Origin of the sequence: Vibrio albus (assembly GCF_003144035.1) — a bacterium.
In the GTDB taxonomy this organism is placed as follows: Bacteria; Pseudomonadota; Gammaproteobacteria; order Enterobacterales; family Vibrionaceae; genus Vibrio; species Vibrio albus.
On the sequence record NZ_QFWT01000002.1, the window covers coordinates 438,410 to 459,993 of the forward strand.

General features: G+C 49.4%; 17 protein-coding genes. 9 read left to right on the forward strand and 8 right to left on the reverse strand.

Features of this window, described 5'->3' with window-relative positions; translation table 11 throughout:
- Positions 1-15 precede the first annotated feature (15 nt).
- From DI392_RS05620 to hrpB, 3 genes are all read right to left on the reverse strand, one after another.
- Entirely contained in the window at positions 16-2,250 is a 2,235-nt protein-coding gene (locus DI392_RS05620) for a patatin-like phospholipase family protein (protein WP_109319034.1), read from the reverse strand.
- A 122-nt stretch (positions 2,251-2,372) separates the two neighbouring features.
- Positions 2,373-4,778 carry a penicillin-binding protein 1B gene (gene mrcB / locus DI392_RS05625; protein WP_109318921.1) on the reverse strand — a complete coding sequence of 802 codons (2,406 nt, stop codon included), beginning with the start codon at positions 4,776-4,778 and terminating at the stop codon, positions 2,373-2,375.
- A gap of 20 nt (positions 4,779-4,798) precedes the next feature.
- Positions 4,799-7,306, reverse strand: coding sequence for an ATP-dependent helicase HrpB (gene hrpB, locus DI392_RS05630; RefSeq protein WP_281259819.1), 2,508 nt, complete (start codon positions 7,304-7,306; stop codon positions 4,799-4,801).
- A 76-nt stretch (positions 7,307-7,382) separates the two neighbouring features.
- On the opposite strand from hrpB, the gene sfsA reads away from it, so the two are divergent.
- From sfsA to panC, 7 genes are all read left to right on the forward strand, one after another.
- A complete protein-coding gene (gene sfsA, locus DI392_RS05635; protein WP_109318923.1) occupies positions 7,383-8,114 on the forward strand; it encodes a DNA/RNA nuclease SfsA in 732 nt (243 codons plus the stop codon).
- A gap of 138 nt (positions 8,115-8,252) precedes the next feature.
- A complete protein-coding gene (gene dksA / locus DI392_RS05640) occupies positions 8,253-8,699 on the forward strand; it encodes an RNA polymerase-binding protein DksA (protein ID WP_109318924.1) in 447 nt (148 codons plus the stop codon).
- Positions 8,700-8,790: 91 nt separating this feature from the next.
- On the forward strand, positions 8,791-9,681 hold the full coding sequence (gene gluQRS / locus DI392_RS05645) for a tRNA glutamyl-Q(34) synthetase GluQRS (protein ID WP_109318925.1): 891 nt from the start codon (positions 8,791-8,793) through the stop codon (positions 9,679-9,681).
- A gap of 112 nt (positions 9,682-9,793) precedes the next feature.
- A complete protein-coding gene (pcnB, locus tag DI392_RS05650; protein WP_109319035.1) occupies positions 9,794-11,146 on the forward strand; it encodes a polynucleotide adenylyltransferase PcnB in 1,353 nt (450 codons plus the stop codon).
- A gap of 83 nt (positions 11,147-11,229) precedes the next feature.
- The gene (gene folK / locus DI392_RS05655) at positions 11,230-11,715 is read left to right on the forward strand and encodes a 2-amino-4-hydroxy-6-hydroxymethyldihydropteridine diphosphokinase (RefSeq protein WP_109318926.1); all 486 of its coding nucleotides are present in this window, start codon (positions 11,230-11,232) and stop codon (positions 11,713-11,715) included.
- A 24-nt stretch (positions 11,716-11,739) separates the two neighbouring features.
- Positions 11,740-12,534, forward strand: coding sequence for a 3-methyl-2-oxobutanoate hydroxymethyltransferase (gene panB, locus DI392_RS05660; RefSeq protein WP_109318927.1), 795 nt, complete (start codon positions 11,740-11,742; stop codon positions 12,532-12,534).
- Between the two features lie 9 nt (positions 12,535-12,543).
- Positions 12,544-13,443: a pantoate--beta-alanine ligase gene (gene panC / locus DI392_RS05665; RefSeq protein ID WP_109318928.1), complete on the forward strand. Its 900-nt coding sequence runs from the start codon at positions 12,544-12,546 to the stop codon at positions 13,441-13,443.
- A 191-nt stretch (positions 13,444-13,634) separates the two neighbouring features.
- Here the strand turns inward: panC and DI392_RS05670 are convergent, their stop codons facing one another.
- Together DI392_RS05670 and DI392_RS05675 are read right to left on the reverse strand one after the other, a co-directional pair.
- Positions 13,635-14,405, reverse strand: coding sequence for an ABC transporter permease (locus tag DI392_RS05670; RefSeq protein WP_109319036.1), 771 nt, complete (start codon positions 14,403-14,405; stop codon positions 13,635-13,637).
- A gap of 5 nt (positions 14,406-14,410) precedes the next feature.
- Positions 14,411-15,346 carry an ABC transporter ATP-binding protein gene (locus tag DI392_RS05675; RefSeq protein WP_109318929.1) on the reverse strand — a complete coding sequence of 312 codons (936 nt, stop codon included), beginning with the start codon at positions 15,344-15,346 and terminating at the stop codon, positions 14,411-14,413.
- Positions 15,347-15,572: 226 nt separating this feature from the next.
- Between DI392_RS05675 and can the strand changes: the two genes are divergently transcribed.
- Entirely contained in the window at positions 15,573-16,232 is a 660-nt protein-coding gene (can, locus tag DI392_RS05680; protein ID WP_109318930.1) for a carbonate dehydratase, read from the forward strand.
- Positions 16,233-16,543: 311 nt separating this feature from the next.
- Here the strand turns inward: can and hpt are convergent, their stop codons facing one another.
- Positions 16,544-17,074, reverse strand: coding sequence for a hypoxanthine phosphoribosyltransferase (gene hpt / locus DI392_RS05685; RefSeq protein WP_109318931.1), 531 nt, complete (start codon positions 17,072-17,074; stop codon positions 16,544-16,546).
- A 304-nt stretch (positions 17,075-17,378) separates the two neighbouring features.
- Between hpt and DI392_RS05690 the strand changes: the two genes are divergently transcribed.
- On the forward strand, positions 17,379-17,990 hold the full coding sequence (locus tag DI392_RS05690; RefSeq protein WP_109318932.1) for a TetR/AcrR family transcriptional regulator: 612 nt from the start codon (positions 17,379-17,381) through the stop codon (positions 17,988-17,990).
- Between the two features lie 85 nt (positions 17,991-18,075).
- Here the strand turns inward: DI392_RS05690 and lpdA are convergent, their stop codons facing one another.
- A complete protein-coding gene (lpdA, locus tag DI392_RS05695; protein ID WP_109318933.1) occupies positions 18,076-19,500 on the reverse strand; it encodes a dihydrolipoyl dehydrogenase in 1,425 nt (474 codons plus the stop codon).
- A 192-nt stretch (positions 19,501-19,692) separates the two neighbouring features.
- Entirely contained in the window at positions 19,693-21,558 is a 1,866-nt protein-coding gene (gene aceF / locus DI392_RS05700) for a pyruvate dehydrogenase complex dihydrolipoyllysine-residue acetyltransferase (protein ID WP_109318934.1), read from the reverse strand.
- Positions 21,559-21,584 lie beyond the last annotated feature (26 nt).

Sequence of the window (21,584 nt, forward strand, 5' to 3'; positions counted from 1 at the left end):
TGTTCCTGCAAAAACTTAAAACGTCTGTCCGACAATAAAATATAACGAATTAAAGTGATGCTCCGTGGAGCCAGCAGCCAGTATTACCGGACCAATAGGTGAACGAATACCGACGAATATCGATCCGGCCGAATACAGTGGAGCCTCTGAAACCGACACACTATTATCCGACCAGACACCACCATATTCCATTGAAGCCCCGAGATATACCGGCGTGGTAAACAGCCCAAAATCATTGTCAAACCATTTGTAGGTATACACCAGACTGCCGAACAGCAGGTTCTGGCCTGTCAGGCTGTTTCTCGGGATCCCGGACAGGCGTAAAAAACCGCCCAGCTCTTTTGGCCGGATCGGCGGGTTGTCATCACTTTTACCTTCCACCACACCATATTCCGCGTGTCCCACTAATGTATGTCGGTCAAGACTGTAGGCTCCACGAGCGATAGCGGTAATTTCATGCACAAATTCATCGTCATACCCATTTTGATCCGTCAGCAAATCCGAGCTACTCTCTGCCCCTGAAACCGTATCATCAGAAACCAGGTATTCCAGATTCAGATAACCACCACGACTTGGAAAGCTATAATCATCCAATGTATCCAGACGATAGCTGATGAAAGCCCCTTGACGGGTATAATTCATATCGCCCATTGATGGGATGGTCGACAACTCTGCACTACCATCGGTATAACGCAAACCAAACCGGGCATCTGTCCACAACTCTGGCTGTACGCCTATGGTGGCTTCAGCTTCTACGTCTTTATAAGTAATGTCCAGATAGTTTTCGGTACTATCCAGAGGTGTTGCGGCATCAAATCCTTCAACCGATATCCGTTTATTATCGTTCTGGTAGCTTACCTCAAGTGTACTGAATAACTTACGGGTGAAAAAAGAAGGAGAGAACCACTCTACTGACGCCCGGCGATCCGTCCCTAACTCCAGGTTCACTTTCAGCTCGCCGCCAACACTATTCAGCCCCGTAAAGTTACTTGATATCCCAAGCGCATACTGACTTTCTGTATCAAAATCATCCTCCAGATAAAAACGAAGATTAACGTAGTTCGGCCCCCATTCTTTTTCGTAAACATCGATGACCAGCTCTGTCTGTTCAGCCTGTTTCTGATAGTGATAAAAGATCCTCTCAAATCGATCCAAAGCATATAAAGCCTGCACTGATGACTCCAGCTCTTCTGTGCTGTACCGGTTTCCGACTTCCAGGCCCAGTCTTTCCTGAATAAGCTCGTCGCTGTAGTGCGAGTGATTGTTGATGGTAATTAAATCAACCACCTGCTCATCCCCGTAACGTAATATGCGGCGACGGTCTTCTTTTTCATCCAGGTACTGCTGATATTGCTGAGCAGAAACGGAATAGCGCTGTAATGTGTCACGCATCGTCAGCGCAACATCGTAGCCTCGCCGGTATGCCTCCTCCAGCCGGTCAAATTCGGTAGTTTCCATATTACCGACCTCAGGGATCAACAATACATCGCTATCTGTCAACAGATCGGCCTGAGCATTGGTGGTACGTCGCACCATGTAATTAGAGATTTGCCCGGCAACGGTCACTAAATCGGTTACTTCATCTTTATCGAAGTAATCGGTACTGATATCCACCGCAATAACGGCATCCGCCCCCATCTCTTTGGCCAGTCCGACCGGCATATTGTTGGTGACGCCTCCATCCACCAGTAACCGGCCATCCAGTTCATACGGAGGCAGAGCACCCGGTACCGACATACTGGCCATCATGGCATCGGTCAGCAGCCCTTTATCCAGCACCACCTCTTCCAGCTTAACGATATCCGTTGCCACTGCACGATAAGGAATCGCAAGGTTATCAAAAGAGCTGAAGCGCGGCAGGTTCCCGGACGTTTCGCGCAGAATATGCATCATTCCCTGTCCCTGAACCATTCCTTTAGGTGAACGAATTTCTCCCATGCTGATCCCCAGATCGGTTATGATCTGATAGTAATCCTCATAGGCCTTATCCCGCACCCGACGATCACCTCGACCCACCCGGTCAACATACCCGCTGTTCCAGTCGACAGTATTGATCAACACCCCGATTTCATCGGCGCTCATCCCGGTGGCATACAGGCCCCCAATATACGCCCCCATACTGGTACCGGTAATAATATCGACGGGAATATACATCTCTTCCAGAGCCTTAAGCACTCCGGCATGCGCGGCCCCTTTTGCTCCGCCACCGGCCAGTACAACCGCAATTTCAGGACGGGACTGTGCCGCCATTTCCGGCTGTTTAACGGTTAGCTCTTTTGCACCAATAGTGCATGTAAAGAACAGCAGAAATAGTCCGGTCCAATACAGTATTATCTTCACCTAATCGTCTATCCCTTGTTGATGTCTCATATCTACAGCCCAAACAAATTCTTCAGCCACCGTCCCGGGCTACTTTCACACGCTTTCTGCATCGTCCCGTTTTTATCCCAGACCGGCAATCTGAACTCACTGTCGCAATCCAGTTTCAGGGCCCCGTTGCTCTGCTTTTCAAATCCAAGTGTTTTAATCCCCTGAGGCCATGGCAGGCTCAGACGCTGTGGCGTTCGGAACTCAAGATACTTCGCATACACTCTGAGTGCCCCGCTGGCCCCCGTCAGATGTATCGGCTGGTTGTTATCTTTACCCAGCCAGGTCGTCACCACCTCTCTTCCATCAACACCGACAAACCAGCTGTCACGGCTGTCACTGGTGGTACCTGTTTTTCCAGCCAGAGCCGCCCAGCCGAAACGGCTTTGCAGGTAACGTCCGCTTCCTTCCACCACCACTCGCTTCATGGCGTAGGTGGTCAGCCATGCGGCCTGCTCATCGACCGTCGGGGTCATTTTAGGCATGGACTGGTACAGCACATTGCCATCCATATCTTTGACCATTCTCAATGCTGAAAGCGGTGCCCGTTTTCCTGAGTTGGTTACGGTCTGAAACATCTGTGATACCTGATACGGCGTCAGGGAAAAAGTGCCAAGGAACATAGACGGCACCATGCGGATCTCATCACGCTTTATTCCCAGCGCTTCCAGTGTGTTGGTGACTTGTGGGATACCCAGTTTCATACCCAGTTTGACGGTCGGCACATTCAGCGATTTTGCTAAAGCCAGATACAACGGAACGTCTCCCCGGTATCGGCGATCATAATTCTTTGGTGACCAGACACTTCCTTTGCTGCCTTTCAGGGTGATCGGATTATCGGTCAGAGTCGTCGCCAGCGTATACTGATCCGGATGCGATAACGCCGTCATATACACTGCGGGCTTAACCAGAGAACCAATCGGCCGGCTGGCATTCAGCGCCCGGTTAAAGCCATCATAGCCAGTCCGCTTACCACCGACCATCGCCCGGATTTCTCCGGTGGTGCGATCAACTGCAACCGCTGCGGCTTCCAAGCCTTTACCACTGGTCTTTTCTAGCTCCGGAACTTTGGTCATGATGGCTTTTTCCAGCATCGCCTGTGATACCGGATCCAGCGTAGTAAAGAGCCTCAGTCCGGAATCAGCATGAAAACGGCTGCCTACTTTCTGCTGCAGTTCATTTTTCAGTTGCTGAAAATACGCAGGCTGACGGCTGGCAATCCGCGGATGATCCTGAATATCCAGATCCCGGCTAACGGCCTGCTGATACTGAGATGCGCTCAAAGTCTCCTGCTGCATCAACAAGCGCAGTACCAGATCCCGCCGTTCTTTGGCCCGTTCCGGATGGCGAACCGGATTATAGTAAGACGGCCCTTTCACCATCCCCACCAGCAGAGCCAACTGATCAATCCTCAGCTCCTGAAGCGGCTGACCAAAATAGAGGCGGGAAGCCAGGCCAAAACCATGCACAGACTGACCGCCACTATTGCCCAGATACACTTCGTTCAGATAGGCTTCCAGTATGCGATCTTTGCTGTAACGGTAATCAAGGATCAGAGCAATATAGGCTTCACGGATCTTCCGCCATAAGGTTCGCTCCCGGCTCAGAAACAGATTTTTCGCCAGTTGCTGGGTCAGTGTACTGCCGCCCTGCACCGTCCTGCCGGCCTTAATATTTGCTGCCAAAGCACGCAGAATCGCCAGAGGCGACACACCGTCATGTTGATAAAAGTCCCGGTCTTCGGTCACCAGCAAGGCATCTACCAGAAACTCCGGAAACTGCTCACGACGCAGGTAGAGCCGGGTTTCATCAACATCTTTTTCCAGCATGCCCAACATCTTAGGCTCAATGCGCAGAAAGCCCAGATTAGCCTCTTTTTCCAGGGAACGAATCCGTTGCAGACCGGAGCTATCAAAATAGAGCATCACATGCCGGTCAGGTTCGGGGCCATCTTCAAACTCAAACGGTCGGCGGATCAGCTCTATCTTGGTGGATGAAGACGAATATTCTCCCGGACGACGGGGGTTACGGACTTTCCGGTAGTTGAGTACATCCAGTTCCTTACGCATCTCCTCAACCGTGAGATCCATTCCGGGGGAAAGCGTCAGCACCCGGGCATACACCACCGTAGGCAGGTCAAAGATCTGGCCGTCAAATTTCGCTCTGACGCTGGTATCCAGATAAATTCCAATAAAGACCATGACAGCAAACACCGTCAGTGCCAGCTTCCAGCCAAAACTCCATAACCGGCGCAGCCAGCCGGGTTTTTGCGGCTTTTTGGCCGACGGTTTGGTTCTTTTTCTGGCACTGCTTGTACGCGCAGGCGCTTTTCTGCCAGACGATGTTTTTTTTCTGGCAGGAGCCTTTCGCTTTGTCGGCTGTTTTTTTTCTGCTGCTTTTTTACTGCTCATGGTTATGCTGCTCTGCCTTCCTATTTATTCAGCTGCCGCTTGGTTTTTGTGGTCGCCACATGCTCTGCCGGGTTGTCTGGCCATGGGTGCTTGGGATAACGGCCTTTCATCTCTTTCTGCACCTCTTTGTAAGCTCCGGCCCAGAAACCAGCCAGATCAGAGGTTACCTGTAATGGACGCTGCGCCGGAGAAAGCAGCTCCAGAACAATTTTCTTTCTGCCGTCAGCAATAACAGGCGACGTAGGTTCACCAAACATTTCCTGCATGCGCACCGATAGTACCGGTTCCTGTCCGGCCTGGTAACGGATCTTTTTCTCAGAACCGCTTGGTACTTTGTAGCGCACCGGTAACAGCTGATCAATTTCCTGATTCAGCGGCCATCCCAGATACGCACTCAGCGCCGCACAAAGATCAATACCAGTCAGCCCCTTCGCATTTCTGACTCCGGTCATATAGGGCTCCAGCCATAACTCCAGGTTATCCATCAGTGCCAGCTCCGTGACGTCCGGCCACGCCTTATCCGGTAACCATTCGGCCCCGCAGCGCACCCTTTCCAGTAAAGCCTTACTGCCTTCATTCCAGTTCAGAACCTGCAGCCCCTTACGCCGGATATAGGTCAGCAGAGCAGCAGCCATCTGCTCTTTCCCCGGTTCAGGCATGAGCTCTCTTTCGACAATGATGCTACCAATGCGAATCTGCTTTTCTGCGATCAGTCTCCCTTTATTTTCATCCCAATCGGCTACTTCCTGTGTCATAAACAAGTCAGGAGCGTGCTTTTGAAGCCGTTCAATATCCAGCCCGGCCGCCAGAAAGATCCGGCTGGCATCCTGCCCGGTACGCATCAGGTCAATAGCCACGATATAGTCACTGTCGGACAGTGGTTCATCGTCCGCTATCATGCCGCCATGACCGTTGGCAAGCACAAACCGGCCCTGTTGCTGACTGCGCCGCTGAGCAACTCTGTCCGGAAAGGCGAGAGCCAGACAGACCCCGGCAAGGGATTCACTCGCCTGCTGCAATTCAAATCCGCTACCCAGCTTGCGTGCCAATGTACTGGCTCGCTGGAGCAAACGAGCCTGCTTCTGAGCATTCCCCTGCTTCAGTCGATAAAGGGCATGGGTAATATCGGTAATGCCCCGCTCAGGCTCTTCCAGCAGTGGTACCAAGGCCAGAGCAGTACTAAGCCATGCCTCACCACCGGTATGTTCCGCTTCCAGCAACATGGCAGAAAGACGAGGCTCGATGCCCAACTGATGCGCCTGATGCCCCTTATCGGTTAGCTGACCCTTTGCTGTCACCAGTCCTAATGTTTCCAGTAGCGCGCCCCCTTGATTCAGGGCGGCTTCTGGCGGTGTATCCAGCCAGCAAAGATCATCGGCCGAAGCCCCCCACTGAGCCAACTCCAGAACCAGCGAAGAAAGATCAGAATGCAGAATTTCCGGTTCCGGAACCACGGGCTGCTGATTAAGCTGGCTTTCACTGTACAGGCGTACGCATATCCCTTCTTCCAGGCGTCCGGCCCGTCCGGCCCGTTGCTCGGCGGAAGAGCGGGCTACCCGCACCTGATCCAATTTGGTAATACCGGTACGCAGATCAAACTTAGCCACCTTTTCCAGTCCGCTGTCCACCACTATGCGGATCCCTTCAATCGTCAGTGAGGTTTCCGCGATATTCGTCGCCAGCACGATTTTTCTCCGGCCCTTGTCCGCCGGTGCTATCGCCTTTTCCTGCTGAGAAAAACTGAGTTGTCCGTACAGCGGACACACATCGATATCGTTATCCAGATCGTCCAATTGCTCTGCCAGCCGCCGGATATCCGCAGTGCCCGGTAAAAACGCCAGCAGCGAGCCGGTCTCGGTACGCATCAGGTGGCGGATCTGCTTTGCCATTGCCGGAACAAGCCTTTCATTCGCTGACATGGGTGTGTAACGGTGTTCAACCGGATACGCCCGCCCTTCCGACTCAATATACACCGCCTCTGGCAGTAATGACTGCAGGGCTTCGCTGTCCAGTGTGGCAGACATCACCACCAGCTTCAGGTCATCACGCAGGGCTTCCTGCACTTCAAGGCTCAGCGCCAGTGCCGTATCCGCATGGATGCTGCGTTCGTGAAATTCGTCGAAGATCAGCAGTTCTACACCATCCAGTTCGGGATCGCTCTGAATCATCCGGGTCATGATCCCTTCGGTCACAATTTCCAGCCGCGTCTGGCTACTCACTTTATTTTCGCCCCGCACCCGGAAGCCGACGCTCTGTCCGACTTTTTCCCCAAGCTGTTTCGCCAGATAGGTGGCGATATTACGTGCCGCCAGCCTGCGGGGCTCCAGCATGATGATCTTGCCGCCGATAATATTCTGTTTCAGCAACTGCAACGGGAAATACGTCGATTTACCCGCTCCCGGAGCCGCTTTCAGAATCAACTGGCCTGACTCAGCCACACCATGTAATAACTCAGAGAGGACATTCTGGATAGGAAGCTGGGAAACGGCTTGTGGTGAACCAGATAATGGCGAACTAGGCTGTGACAATGGAATAACCTTATGGTACGAATACAAATTAATAACTATTGTACATACCTATTTTCATAAAAAGAATTGTAAAGCTATGCACTTCAATCCACCTTTACAGCGTGCCACTCTGATTAAGCGCTATAAGCGCTTTCTGGCCGATATCGAACTGCCGGACGGCAGCGTAACCACCATACACTGCGCCAACACCGGTGCCATGACCGGCTGTGCCGATCCCGGCAATACGGTCTGGTATTCCACCTCCGACAACCCGAAGCGCAAATACCCGCACAGCTGGGAGTTGAGTCAGCCCCCATCAGGTGAACAGATCTGCGTGAATACCATCCGGGCCAACCAGTTAGCTGTCGAGGCAATTCAGTCCGGTGTGATACAAGAGCTATCCGGTTATGACACGCTCCGCACCGAAGTAAAATACGGTAAAGAAAACAGCCGGATTGATATCTGTTTGTCGTCCGCCGGCGCGCCTGACTGCTTTGTTGAGGTCAAAAGCGTTACGCTGGCGGGGGAAAACGGCATGGGCTATTTCCCGGATGCCGTCACGACCCGGGGACAAAAACACCTTAGGGAACTCACTGAGATGGTGAATTCCGGGAACAGAGCTATACTTTTATTTGTTGTTTTACATACAGGCATTGAAAAAGTCTCTACCGCATACCATATAGATGCTTTATATTCCCAATTACTAAAACAGGCAGAAGAAGCGGGAGTGGAGGTTTTCTGTTATAAGGCAGACATTTCAGACAGTGAATTACATTTGGTCTCCAAAATTGCATTTTTAGATGATTACTCTGAAAAACAGCAACAATAAGACAAAAATGGTGTCATGTTCACAATGAATGCAAGCCAATAAAATCAGTGATTGCCACCGACAATTCTTTCTGCTATAGATACTCGCCTTAAATTAGCTGCATAACAGTTAAAATCAGGTGTAAGTAGGAGATGCTGTATGCCAGAATCGAAGAAAAAAACGCTAGGCATTCTAGCCATTGCAGGTGTTGAGCCGTATCAGGAAAAACCTGGTGAGGAGTATATGTCTCCTGAGCAGCGAGCTCACTTTACTAAGATTTTAGAAGCGTGGCGCAGCCAGCTCATGGAAGAGGTGGATCGAACTGTACACCATATGCAGGACGAGGCAGCAAACTTCCCTGATCCGGTTGACCGTGCTTCACAGGAAGAAGAGTTTAGTCTGGAGCTGCGTAACCGGGATCGCGAACGCCGTCTGATCAAAAAGATTGAAAAGACACTGAACAAAATTAAAGAAGATGAGTTCGGGTTCTGTGAATCTTGTGGTGTTGAAATTGGTCTGCGTCGCCTTGAGGCCCGTCCAACAGCTGATCTTTGTATCGACTGTAAGACACTGGCGGAAATGAAAGAGAGACAAATGCAGGGTTAATACCCGTGTCATTACTCTGTTAAGATTACCAATAAGTCGAAAGGGAGCTTAGGCTCCCTTTTGTTTTTCATTCAGCTCAAAAACAGACGTTATGAAGTACATTGGCCGTTTCGCTCCATCCCCCTCCGGGCCACTCCATTTCGGCTCCCTCATTGCTGCACTAGGCAGCTATTTCCAGGCTAAATCCCGGCAAGGAATCTGGCGGGTGCGAATGGAAGATCTCGATCCGCCAAGGGAAATGCCCGGTGCCGCAGATACCATTTTGCGGCAGTTAGAAGCCTATGCGCTCTACTGGGATGGTGAGGTGATGTATCAGAGCCAGCGCCATAATGCCTATCAGGCACAAATTCAACAGTGGCTGGATGACAAGGTTGCCTACTACTGCCGTTGTACCCGTAAGCAAATCAAAGCCGCAGGTGGCTATTACCCGGGCACGTGCCGGGATGCATCCATTACCGAGGCAGATGGCTCTGCGGTCAGAATTAAGATGACCCATGCAACCTATCAGTTTAAGGATGAAAAACACGGCACCATTGTAATTCCGTCGGCTCTGGCTGAGGAAGACTTTATCATTAAACGCCGTGATGGTCTGTTCGCTTACAACCTGGCTGTGGTTCTGGATGATATTGAACAGGGTATTACTCAGGTCGTCCGTGGTGCCGATCTGATAGAACCGACAGGCCGGCAACTAAGCCTGTATCACCAGTTAAATGTCACGCCAGTCAGTTATCTGCACCTGCCTCTGGCGGTGGACAAACAAGGGTATAAACTCTCTAAGCAGAATCACGCAACGGCCATAGACCTGCAACATCCAACGCCTACGCTTATCAGGGCAATGGAGTTTCTCGGCTTTACTCTGCCGGATGATATCAGGGGTGGAAATACAGAAGAAATCATCGACTGGGGGTGCCGGAACTGGTCTCAGGATTTACTCCCATTCGCTACAGAAATAACATCACCATTCTCAAATGGTGCTCTGTGAGCTATTATTAGCCGCGATTTATAGTTACTGGCCATTAATCCAGCAAAATTAGTGGCACATACAAAACGTGAGGTGGGCTATTTTTAGTCAAGTTGTCAGCTTTTGCCGCCGGCTGGTTTCCACAGAAAAAAGTCAACATGCCAGCAAAGATACACAGACAGAGATTAAATTGAATATTATTGAGCGCCAAAAGCATCATATTTCCCGACAGGACATCAGTGATAATGCGCTGAAAGTTCTTTACCGGTTGCATAACGCAGGTTACGACGCCTTCCTTGTGGGCGGTGGCGTACGCGATCTGCTACTCGATAAACAGCCAAAAGACTTTGATATTGCGACCAATGCTACGCCAGAGCAGATAAAACACCTGTTCCGTAACTGCCGCCTTATCGGACGCCGGTTCCGCCTGGCGCATATCATGTTCGGCCGTGACATTATCGAGGTTGCCACCTTCCGCGGACATCATCAGGAGCCGGCAAAAAACGTGTCGGCTCAGTCGGACGAAGGTATGCTGCTAAGGGACAACGTCTATGGCAGCGTCGATGAAGACGCAGAGCGTCGCGATTTCACCATCAATGCGATGTATTACAATATCGCAGACTACAGTATCCACGATTATGCCGGTGGTATTGAAGACCTTAACAGTGGTGTCATCCGTCTGATTGGCGACCCGGAGACTCGTTACCGTGAAGATCCGGTAAGAATGCTACGTGCTGTACGCTTTGCCGCCAAACTGGATATGACGATAGCTGAAAACACTGCGGCTCCTATCCGGCCTCTGGCTCACCTGCTGGAAGACATTCCGGCCGCCCGTCTGTTTGAAGAATCGTTAAAGCTACTGCAATCCGGTCAGGGACTGAAGACTTACCATCTGCTGCGTGAATATGATCTGTTCAGTAAACTGTTTCCTCAGGTTGCAGAAGAATTTACTGAAGAAGGCCACTCTCAGACCGAAAAGGTCATCGAGCTGGCCCTGGCGTCGACCGACCGCAGAATCAATGACGGCAAACGGATCAACCCGGCCTTTATGTTTGCCGCCCTGCTTTGGTATCCGCTGGAGAAACAGGCCCGTCAATTGATGGAGCACCGCCATTTCAGCTATTACGATGCCATTATGGAAGCAAGTAATATTGTTCTGGACAAGCAGGTCAAAAGCATTGCTATTCCTCGTCGCCATACTGCGACCATCCGTGAAATCTGGCAATTGCAGCTGCGTCTGCCACGCCGCAACGGTAAACGCGCCTCCCGTCTGATGGAGCTGAATAAGTTCCGCGCCGGTTTTGACTTCCTGGAAATGCGTGGAGAAGTAGAACAGGGCGACGTTGCCGAGCTGGCGAAATGGTGGAGAACCTTCCAGAATGCCGGACGTAATATGCGTCAGGCGATGATTAACGATCTGGGGCAAAGTAACCCTGGTCAGCGCCGACGCAGAAATTACCGCAATAAGAAGAAATCGGCCCAATAACGTTAGGCCCGGTATGCATTCCCACGCAGGAGCGTGGGAACGAGCGGAATTAGGTTAGCAAATCAGATAAAAGGAAGAACTCCATGACCATCGCTTATATCGCTGTCGGCAGTAATATGTCTGATCCTGTCAGTCAGGCAAAACTGGCGATAGAATCGCTAAAAACACTGCCAAAATCAGAGTTTATGCAGACATCTTCCCTGTATAGCAGTACCCCTATGGGGCCACAGGACCAACCTGATTACATCAATGCCGTTGTCTGCATACAAACAGAATTAACGCCGCTGCAGCTGCTTGACTGCACACAAGCTATCGAACAGGAACAGGGGCGTGTCCGTAAAGAAGAGCGCTGGGGACCAAGAACCCTGGATCTGGATATTCTTCTTTTCGGCAATGAGGTGCTCGATTCAGAGCGATTAACCATTCCTCACTACGGAATGAAAGAGCGGGAATTTGTGCTCTATCCGCTTGCTGAAATCGCACCAAATTTATCACTCCCGGATGGGACTGAGCTACAGGATCTGCTGAAAAAAGTCGATCGTAATGGTCTCAGAATCTGGCAATCATAGCCAACTCCTGATAAGGAAAAAATGATGAAAAAAATAACAATTAACGACCTGATGCGCTGGAAACAGGAAGGTCGTAAGTTTGCTTCCGTCACCGCTTATGACGCAAGCTTTGCCCAGCTTTTCGAAGAACAAGATATGCCGGTTCTTCTGGTTGGCGACTCTTTGGGAATGGTTCTGCAGGGACGAACCGATACTTTGCCTGTCACAGTAGAAGATATTGCTTACCACACCGCTTGTGTTCGAGCTGGCAGCCCGAACAGCCTGCTGATGTCGGATATGCCGTTTATGAGCTGTACGACCCCTGAACAGGCTTGTGCCAACGCCGCTAAAATTATGCAGGCTGGTGCCAATATGGTCAAAGTCGAAGGTGGCGAATGGCTGGTGGATACCGTGAAAATGCTGACAGACCGTGCTGTGCCAGTTTGTGCCCACCTTGGCCTGACTCCGCAATCCGTGAATATTTTCGGCGGTTATCGCGTGCAGGGTCGTGAGCAGGAGCAGGGCGAACAAATGCTGAAAGATGCGCTGGCACTGCAAAATGCCGGTGCTCAGGTTGTGGTTCTGGAGTGTGTACCTGCGGCTCTGGCACAAACAATCACTGAAGCTTTAGATATTCCGGTTATCGGAATCGGTGCGGGTAACGCCACCGATGGCCAGATCCTGGTTATGCATGACATGTTTGGTATTTCCGCTAACTACATGCCGAAATTCTCCAAAAACTTCCTGGCTGAAACCGGCGACATCCGTAAAGCGGTTGCAAATTATATTGAACAGGTTGAAAGTGGTGCTTTCCCTGGTTCAGAGCATACTATTGCGTAAGGATACCCCATGCAGACTTTTGCAGAAATTTCGCTTCTCCGAGAACAGCTGAAACAGATACGACGTGAAGGACGGACTGTCGCATTTGTACCGACCATGGGAAACCTGCACGAAGGTCATTTAACCCTGGTACGAAAGGCCTTTGAGAATGCCGATGTAGTGGTGGTCAGTATTTTTGTCAACCCAATGCAGTTTGACCGGGCTGATGACCTGAACAACTACCCTCGTACCCTTGAGGATGATCTGGCTAAGCTGAACGGTGAAGGGGTAAACTTTGTCTTCACGCCTACACCGGAACTGATGTATCCGGAGGGCGCAGATAAACAGACGTTTGTCGAGGTTCCGGGTATCTCATATATGCTGGAGGGTGCTTCTCGTCCCGGTCACTTCCGTGGTGTATCCACCGTAGTCAGCAAACTGTTCAACATCGTTCAGCCGGACGTCGCCTGCTTCGGTGAAAAAGATTATCAGCAGTTGGCTCTTATCCGCCAGATGGTGACCGATCTGAATATGGATATTGAGATCATTGGGGTACCGACGGTTCGCGAAATGGATGGCCTGGCCATGAGTTCACGCAATGGTCGTCTGACCATGGATGAACGTCAACGTGCTCCGGTGCTTGCCCGGACGATGCGCTGGATCAGCAGTCAGATCCGCAGCGGCAAAAATGATTACAACTCATTGCTTGAAGATGCCAGTGATCAGTTGAGAGCGGCCGACATCGAACCGGATGAGATCTTTATTCGCGACGCCAGAACCCTGCTTCCGCTGTCTGAAATATCCACTCAGGCCGTGATCCTTGTGTCTGCGTTTCTTGGCAGTGTCAGGCTGATCGATAACCTGGTTGTTGATCTGCATGTGCATCAGGAAGTGGAAGCAGAGCAGGAAAGCTCTGAGACTAGAGACTAGAGACTAGAGACTAGAGACTAGAGACTAGAGACTAGAGACTAGAGACTAGAGACTAGAGACTAGAGACTAGAAGAGAATACAGAGCGCTACGCTTTAAGAGTACAAAAAACCCAATAACTTCCCTATCGGCTTAGTTATTGGGTTTTATCGTTTCTGGCTGCGAAGCGATCTGGTCGCTTTTCTGTGCTTGTTTAGGTTCTCAGCCCTATCCCTCTCGACACCATATAGTGCGCAACACCGTATAACCCAGCGATAAACACCAGCAATACACTGAACGACGTCGTAATGCTTACATCAGAGACACCCAGAAACCCATAACGGAACGCATTTACCATATACACAATAGGGTTGATTTTGGATACCCCCTGCCAAAATTCAGGCAGCAGATTCAGAGAGTAGAATACCCCCCCAAGATACGTCAGCGGCGTCAGCACGAACGTCGGTACAATAGAAATATCGTCGAATGTCTTGGCAAAGATCGAGTTGATCAACCCCCCCAGAGCAAAGACGACCGAAGTACAGAAGACCGTCCCCAGAATCACCAGCCAGTGATGGACATTCAAATCCACAAAAAACAGTGACACTACCGTGACCATAGTGCCAACCGCGAGCCCCCTGGCAACGCCACCCATGACATATCCCCAGATAATCACATAGTGCGGTACAGGGGCGACCATCAGTTCTTCAATACTTCTGTGCATTTTGGCACTAAAGAAAGAAGACGCCACATTAGAATACGAGTTGGTAATCACTGACATCATGATCAGACCCGGAACAATATATTCCATGTAGGAAAACCCTTCCATCTGACCGATGCGTGAGCCGATAAGGTTGCCGAAGATAATAAAGTACAGAGTCATGGTGATCGCAGGCGGAACCAATGTCTGCACCCAAATACGGGTAAACCGATTGATCTCTTTCAGAACCAGACTTTTAAATGCCGTCCAATATACGCTATACATCATAATTATTTTTCTCTCTGCTCCTGAACGATGCTGACAAACAATTCTTCCAGTCGGTTAGCCTTGTTCCGCATAGAAAGCACCCTGACTCCCTGCTGACTAAGCTGGGCAAACACTCCGTTGAGTCCCTGACTTTTTTCCAGCTCGATCTCCAGAGAACCGTTACTGGTCAGCACCCTGTTAACCCCTGCCAGATCTTGTATAGCCGGCAGATCGGGGATGGCGATCCCAGGTTCAAGATCCAGGATAAACGTTTCCACCTGAAGCTTATTCAGTAGCGATTTCATCGACGTATTCTCGATCAACTCACCACTATTGATGATGCCAATATTGCGACAAAGCATTTCCGCTTCTTCCAAATAGTGGGTGGTAAGAATAATGGTCACGCCCTGAAGATTGATCTCCCGAAGAAAATCCCACATAGAACGACGCAATTCGATATCCACTCCAGCGGTCGGCTCATCCAGGATCAGGATTTTCGGCTCATGCATCAGTGCCCGGGCGATCATCAGGCGACGTTTCATTCCTCCGGACAGCTCACGAGCCCGAGCGCTTCGCTTCTCCCACAGATCCAGCTTAGATAGGTATTTTTTGGCCCTTTCCTTTGCAAGATCTCTTGGTACGCCGTAAAAGCCAGCCTGTTGTAAAACGATCTGTTCTACCGTCTCAAACATGCTGAAATTAAACTCTTGTGGTACCAGGCCAAGCTCCAGCTTAGCTCTTTCAAGCTCAGTATCAATGTCGTGACCAAATACCCGCACCGTTCCGGAGCTTTTATTAACCAGCGAGGCGATAACACCGATAGTCGTCGATTTTCCAGCCCCGTTAGGCCCTAGAAGAGCGTAGAAATCCCCCTTTTCTACCGTCAGGCTAATGCCTTTAACAGCTTTGACTCCACCGGCATAAGTTTTCTTTAAATTGTCGATTTCCAGTGCGTACATAATTGATTCTTTATATTAAGACATACTGATTAACATGGGGGTGACAGACGAGAAATACAACACTTGGGCACTAAGATATGTTTGGTCACCAAATAACCACCCATGAATTAAGGGCATTAAAACCACACAAATCTGACCAGTCACTCTGCGGGTATTAAATGCTCAATAAAGAGGAGAACAATTCTCATAGCTCAGGTATAGTGGGCTGAAATCAGAGGGGAAAAACATGCCAGATATTGTAGAGCTATTAGAAAAAAATGCAGCTTGGTCTGACAGAATGATAGAGGAAAGTCCTGAGTATTTCTCAAGACTGGTCAATAGACAGAGTCCGGATTATCTCTGGATAGGCTGTTCTGACAGCCGGGTTCCGGCAGAACTTTTAACGGGTCTGAATTCCGGTGAGCTATTTGTTCACCGTAACGTAGCGAATCAGGTTATCCATACTGATTTGAACTGCCTTTCCGTTGTTCAGTATGCGGTTGATGTCCTTAAGGTAAAACACATCATCGTATGTGGTCACTATGGATGCGGCGGTGTAAATGCAGCGATTGATAACCCTCAGTTAGGGTTAATCAATAACTGGCTGCTGCACATCCGGGATCTGTTCCTGAAACACCGTAAATGGCTGAACACGCTACCCGAAGATCAGCGTGGCAATAAGCTGTGTGAAATCAATGTGGCTGAACAGGTTTATAATATAGGCAACTCGACGATTATGCAGAGTGCCTGGGAGCGAGGACAGAAAGTCGATATCCACGGTGTCATCTATGGTATTGATAACGGCAAGCTGGTCGATCTGGGCATGCGCTGTCACGATAATGCATCACTGGAAAAAGCATTCAGTAACGCTATCCATGAGATGACCAACGGCGAAGTGACGCCATAGAGACTAGAGACTAGAGACTAGAGACTAGAGACTAGAGACTAGAGACTAGAGACTAGAGACTAGAGACTAGAGACTAGAGACTAGAAGAGAATACAGAGCGCTACGCTTTGAGAATACAAAAAACCCAATAATTACCAGTTCGGATCAATTATTGGGTTTTATAGTTTCTAGAAGCGAAGCGATCTCGTCTCTAGCTTCACCTCGTTATCAAGCCTGGTATGCATTCCCACGGAGAACAAGAGCCAAATAACAAAAGAGTTGCCTGATATGCAACCCTTTCTTTTTATCTCAAAAATAAGACCTGAAGGCAATTATTCCTGAGGGACAACCTTGCCGATATAAGGCAAATGGCGGTATTTTTGTGCGTAATCGATACCCACGCCGACCACAAATTCATCCGGTATTTCGAAGCCAATCCACTTCACATCCACCTCAACTTCTCGACGAGATGGCTTATCCAGAAGCGTACAGATCTGGATAGAGTTTGGTTCACGAATTGACAGGATTTCACAGACCTTACTCAGGGTATTACCGGTATCGATAATGTCTTCAACCAACAGGACATCTTTGCCCTGAATATCATCATCCAGGTCTTTAAGAATGCGTACATCTCTGGTGCTTTCCATGCTATTGCCATAGCTGGAAGCTGTCATGAAATCAACGCAATGCGTTAACTCAATAGTGCGCACCAGGTCCGCCATAAAGACGAAAGAACCTCGTAACAGCCCAACCACCACCAGGTTATCAGAGCCCTGATAGTACTCGGTAATCTCTTTCCCTAACTGACGAACTCGATCCTGAACTTCCTGTTCAGAAATCATGACTTCAACGGTGTGTTTCATACTGCTCTCGTTTCTATTCTTACGGTTGGTTTAGTTACAAATCTCATTGTAACGTTTGTGGGTATTCTATCATTCCAACCACGCCCTGACCTTAACTTTTTCGGCTGTGTCAGAACGATATACTTATTACCTTTTGAGAATAACAACTGAGATAGTTATAAATAAGAAAGATTGACTTCATGATATGCACCCGTATACTCATAAATGCTATACGTTATAGCACCATAAAAATAATCAGGCTAAATGACCTGACATTCAAATATACGTCAATTTACAAATACAACCTGTTGGCAAGGAATTCATTATGGATATGATCACAAAACGCCCCAGAACCAGGCTTTCCCCACAAAAACGCAAGCTGCAGTTAATGGAAATCGCTCTCGAAGTATTTGCCCGTAAGGGTATCGGGCGTGGTGGACATGCGGATATTGCTGAAATTGCACAAGTTTCTGTGGCAACGGTATTTAACTACTTTCCCACCAGAGAAGATCTTGTGGACGAAGTACTGCACCACGTCACGCGGCAATTCTCAGGATTCCTGAGTGAAACGGTTAACCTTTCAATTTCAGTGAAAGACAACCTGAATACCATCTGTCATCAGATCATTGAGCTGGTGAAACAGGATACGCACTGGTTGAGAGTCTGGTTTGAATGGAGCGCATCGACACGCGATGAAGTATGGCCTCTCTATATTTCTCTGAACAAAAACAACTTACTGTTGCTTCAAAGCCTGTTCAAAAGCGGTACAGATACCGGAGAGATATGCCCGGACAGAGATCCGGAGGCTCTTTCACGGATGTTCCACGGCATCACTTATGCTATTTATATTCAGGCAAACCGTGAGGATGATCGAAAAACTCTGGAAGAATCAGCTGATAATATACTCAATATGCTATGTATTTATACAGAAAGATAACAACGTTATTGGCTGTAACTAAAGAAGCTATATAAAAGCAACAAAGGCGATGGTAACCACCATCGCCTTTTTACATGCGTTCGTTCTACTTTTTCTTCGCTTTAGGGTTTGGCAGGTCAGTAACTGTCCCTTCAAACACTTCGGCAGCAAGGCCTACAGATTCATGCAGTGTAGGGTGAGCGTGAATGGTCAGAGCCAAATCTTCTGCGTCACAACCCATTTCGATAGCCAGGCCGATTTCACCTAATAGCTCACCACCGTTGGTGCCGACAATCGCACCACCGATGACACGGTGAGTTTCCTTATCGAAGATAAGCTTGGTCATACCATCAGGGCAGTCAGAAGCAATTGCACGACCCGATGCCGCCCAAGGGAAAGTCGCCACTTCATAGTTGATACCATCCGCTTTTGCTTCTTTCTCTGTCTTACCAACCCATGCAACTTCAGGCTCGGTATAAGCAATTGATGGGATCACTTTAGGATCGAAGTAGTGTTTCTTACCGGCAATAACTTCTGCAGCAACGTGACCTTCATGCACACCTTTGTGTGCCAGCATTGGCTGACCAACGATATCACCGATAGCATAGATATGTGGGATGTTAGTACGCATCTGCTTATCAACATTGATAAAGCCGCGCTCATCCACTTCCAGACCGGCCTTCTCACCGTCAATCAGTTTACCATTAGGGGTACGACCGATAGCCACAAGCACAGCGTCATAACGTTCCGCTTCTGCCGGCGCTTTCTTGCCTTCCATTGACACGTAGATACCGTCTTCTTTCGCTTCAACAGCCGTTACTTTGGTCTCAAGCATAAGGTTAAACTTATTCTTGATACGCTTAGTAAACGCTTTCACGATATCTTTATCCGCAGCAGGGATCACCTGATCGAACATTTCAACAACGTCGATTTGCGAGCCCAGAGCGTGGTATACCGTACCCATTTCCAGACCGATAATACCACCACCCATGATAAGCAGCTTGCCCGGCACTTCTTTCAGTTCAAGCGCGTCGGTTGAATCCCAGATACGAGGGTCTTCATGCGGAATAAACGGCAGTTCAATCGGGCGAGAACCAGCAGCGACAATTGCGTTATCGAAGTTAACTACGGTTGGACCATCTTCGCCATTAACTTCAATAGAGTTAGGACCGGTAAATTTACCAAAGCCATTCACTACATTAACTTTACGCATCTTAGCCATACCGCCAAGACCACCAGTCAGTTGAGTGATTACTTTTTCTTTCCACAGACGAATTTTATCGATATCGGTACTTGGCTCACCAAATACAATACCGTGCTCTGCCAATGCCTTTGCTTCTTCAATCACTTTTGCTACGTGCAACAGTGCCTTAGAAGGAATACAGCCGACATTCAGACAAACACCACCAAGCGTGCTATAGCGCTCAATCAGAACAGTGTCTAAACCCAGGTCTGCGCATCGGAATGCAGCGGAATACCCCGCAGGTCCGGCACCAAGAACCACAACCTGTGCTTTAATTTCTTTGCTCATTGTGACCTCTTATAGTCATTATCCCTGACAGGCTATCAGAGCTTTTCCAATTTCATCAGATACAAACAGTCTTTTCAGTCTACAAACATGTTCATGGAATGAAAAGCAAACACTGACAGCCTGTGAGCTATACATCATTGGGAGCCCGGCTTATCTGATTACTTCAGCAATAACGGGCTCCTCGCATATTGGTTACATCACCAGCCGACGGATGTCTGACAGGCAAGCATTCAGATAGCTGATAAAGCGAGCCCCTTCAGCCCCGTCAATCACTCTGTGGTCATACGACAGAGACAACGGTAGCATCAGACGTGGAACGAATTCTGCGCCGTTCCAGACTGGTTTCATCTCAGACTTAGACACACCAAGGATACCCACTTCAGGTGCATTCACAATCGGAGTGAAGGCTGTACCACCGATACCGCCCAGGCTGGAGATAGTGAAACATCCGCCCTGCATATCCGCCGCCGTCAGTTTACCGCCACGAGCTTTCTTGGACACTTGAGCCAGCTCTTCTGACAGCTCATAGATGCCTTTCTTGTTCACGTCTTTAAAGACAGGAACAACCAGACCGTTTGGTGTGTCTACCGCGATACCGATATTCACGTATTTCTTCAGGATCAGGCTTTCATTATCTTCTGACAGTGAAGAGTTAAACGCAGGGAATGCTTCCAGCGCTTTCGCTGCCGCTTTCATGATAAATACCAGCGGAGAGATCTTGATACCAGAATCTTTCTTCGCTTCCAGAGCGTTCTGCTCTTTACGGAATGCTTCCAGTTCAGTGATGTCTGCGTTATCCCACTGGGTAACATGAGGGATCATCACCCAGTTACGGTGCAGGTTTGCACCAGAAATTTTCTTGATACGAGACAGTGGCTGAACTTCTGTATCACCAAACTTGCTGAAATCAACCTTCGGCCAAGGAAGCAGACCCAGTGCGCTGCCGTCGCCTTTACCAGATGCTGCGCCAGATTCCAGGCGTTTCAGTGCTTCTTTCACAAAGTTCTGAACGTCTTCTTTCAGGATACGGCTCTTACGGCCAGTACCACGTACTTTCGCAAGGTTAACGCCGAATTCACGGGCCAGACGGCGAACAACAGGAGAAGCATGAGCGTACTCGTTGTTTTCCTGGAAATCACCGGTAGCGGCTGGTGCCGCAGATTGAGCTGCCGGAGCGGCTGCCGCTTTAGGAGCTTCCGCTTTTGGTGCTGCCGCCGGAGCTGGTGCTGCACCCGCGACTTCAAATACCATAATCAGTGAACCGGTAGAAACCTTGTCACCTTCCGCAACTTTGATTTCTTTAACCACACCAGCAAATGGTGCCGGTACTTCCATAGAAGCCTTATCGCCTTCTACTGTGATCAGTGACTGCTCTTCTTCAACCGTATCACCAACCGCAACCATCACTTCAGTGACTTCAACTTCGTCACCACCGATATCCGGTACGTTAACGTCTTGAGCAGCCGCAGCTGCCGGTGCCGCTACAGGTGCTTCTGCTACAGGAGCTGGAGCCGCGCCAGCAGCGCCCGCTACTTCAAATACCATGATCAGCGAGCCGGTAGAGACTTTGTCGCCGGACGCGATTTTGATCTCTTTCACCGTACCAGCGAATGGTGCCGGTACTTCCATAGAAGCTTTGTCACCTTCAACAGTGATCAGTGATTGTTCTTCTTCAACGGTATCACCGACTGCCACCATGATTTCAGTGACTTCAACTTCATCACCGCCGATATCAGGAACGTGAACTTCTTTTGCTTCAGCCTGAGCTGCAGGTGCAGCAGCAGGAGCCGGAGCTTCAGCAGCCGGCGCAGCTTCTGCCACGCCACCTTCTGCTTCAAAGATCATGATCAGTGAACCAGTTGCAACTGTGTCACCTTCCGAAACTTTAATTTCTTTTACAATACCTGCCTGGGAAGCAGGCACTTCCATAGAAGCTTTATCGCCTTCTACCGTGATCAGAGACTGTTCTTCTTCAACCTTGTCGCCAACGCTTACAAGGATTTCAGTAACTTCAACCTCATCCGCACCGATATCAGGTACCTTAATTTCGATTGCCATTGTGTTTTCCTATCTCTGTCTGCGTC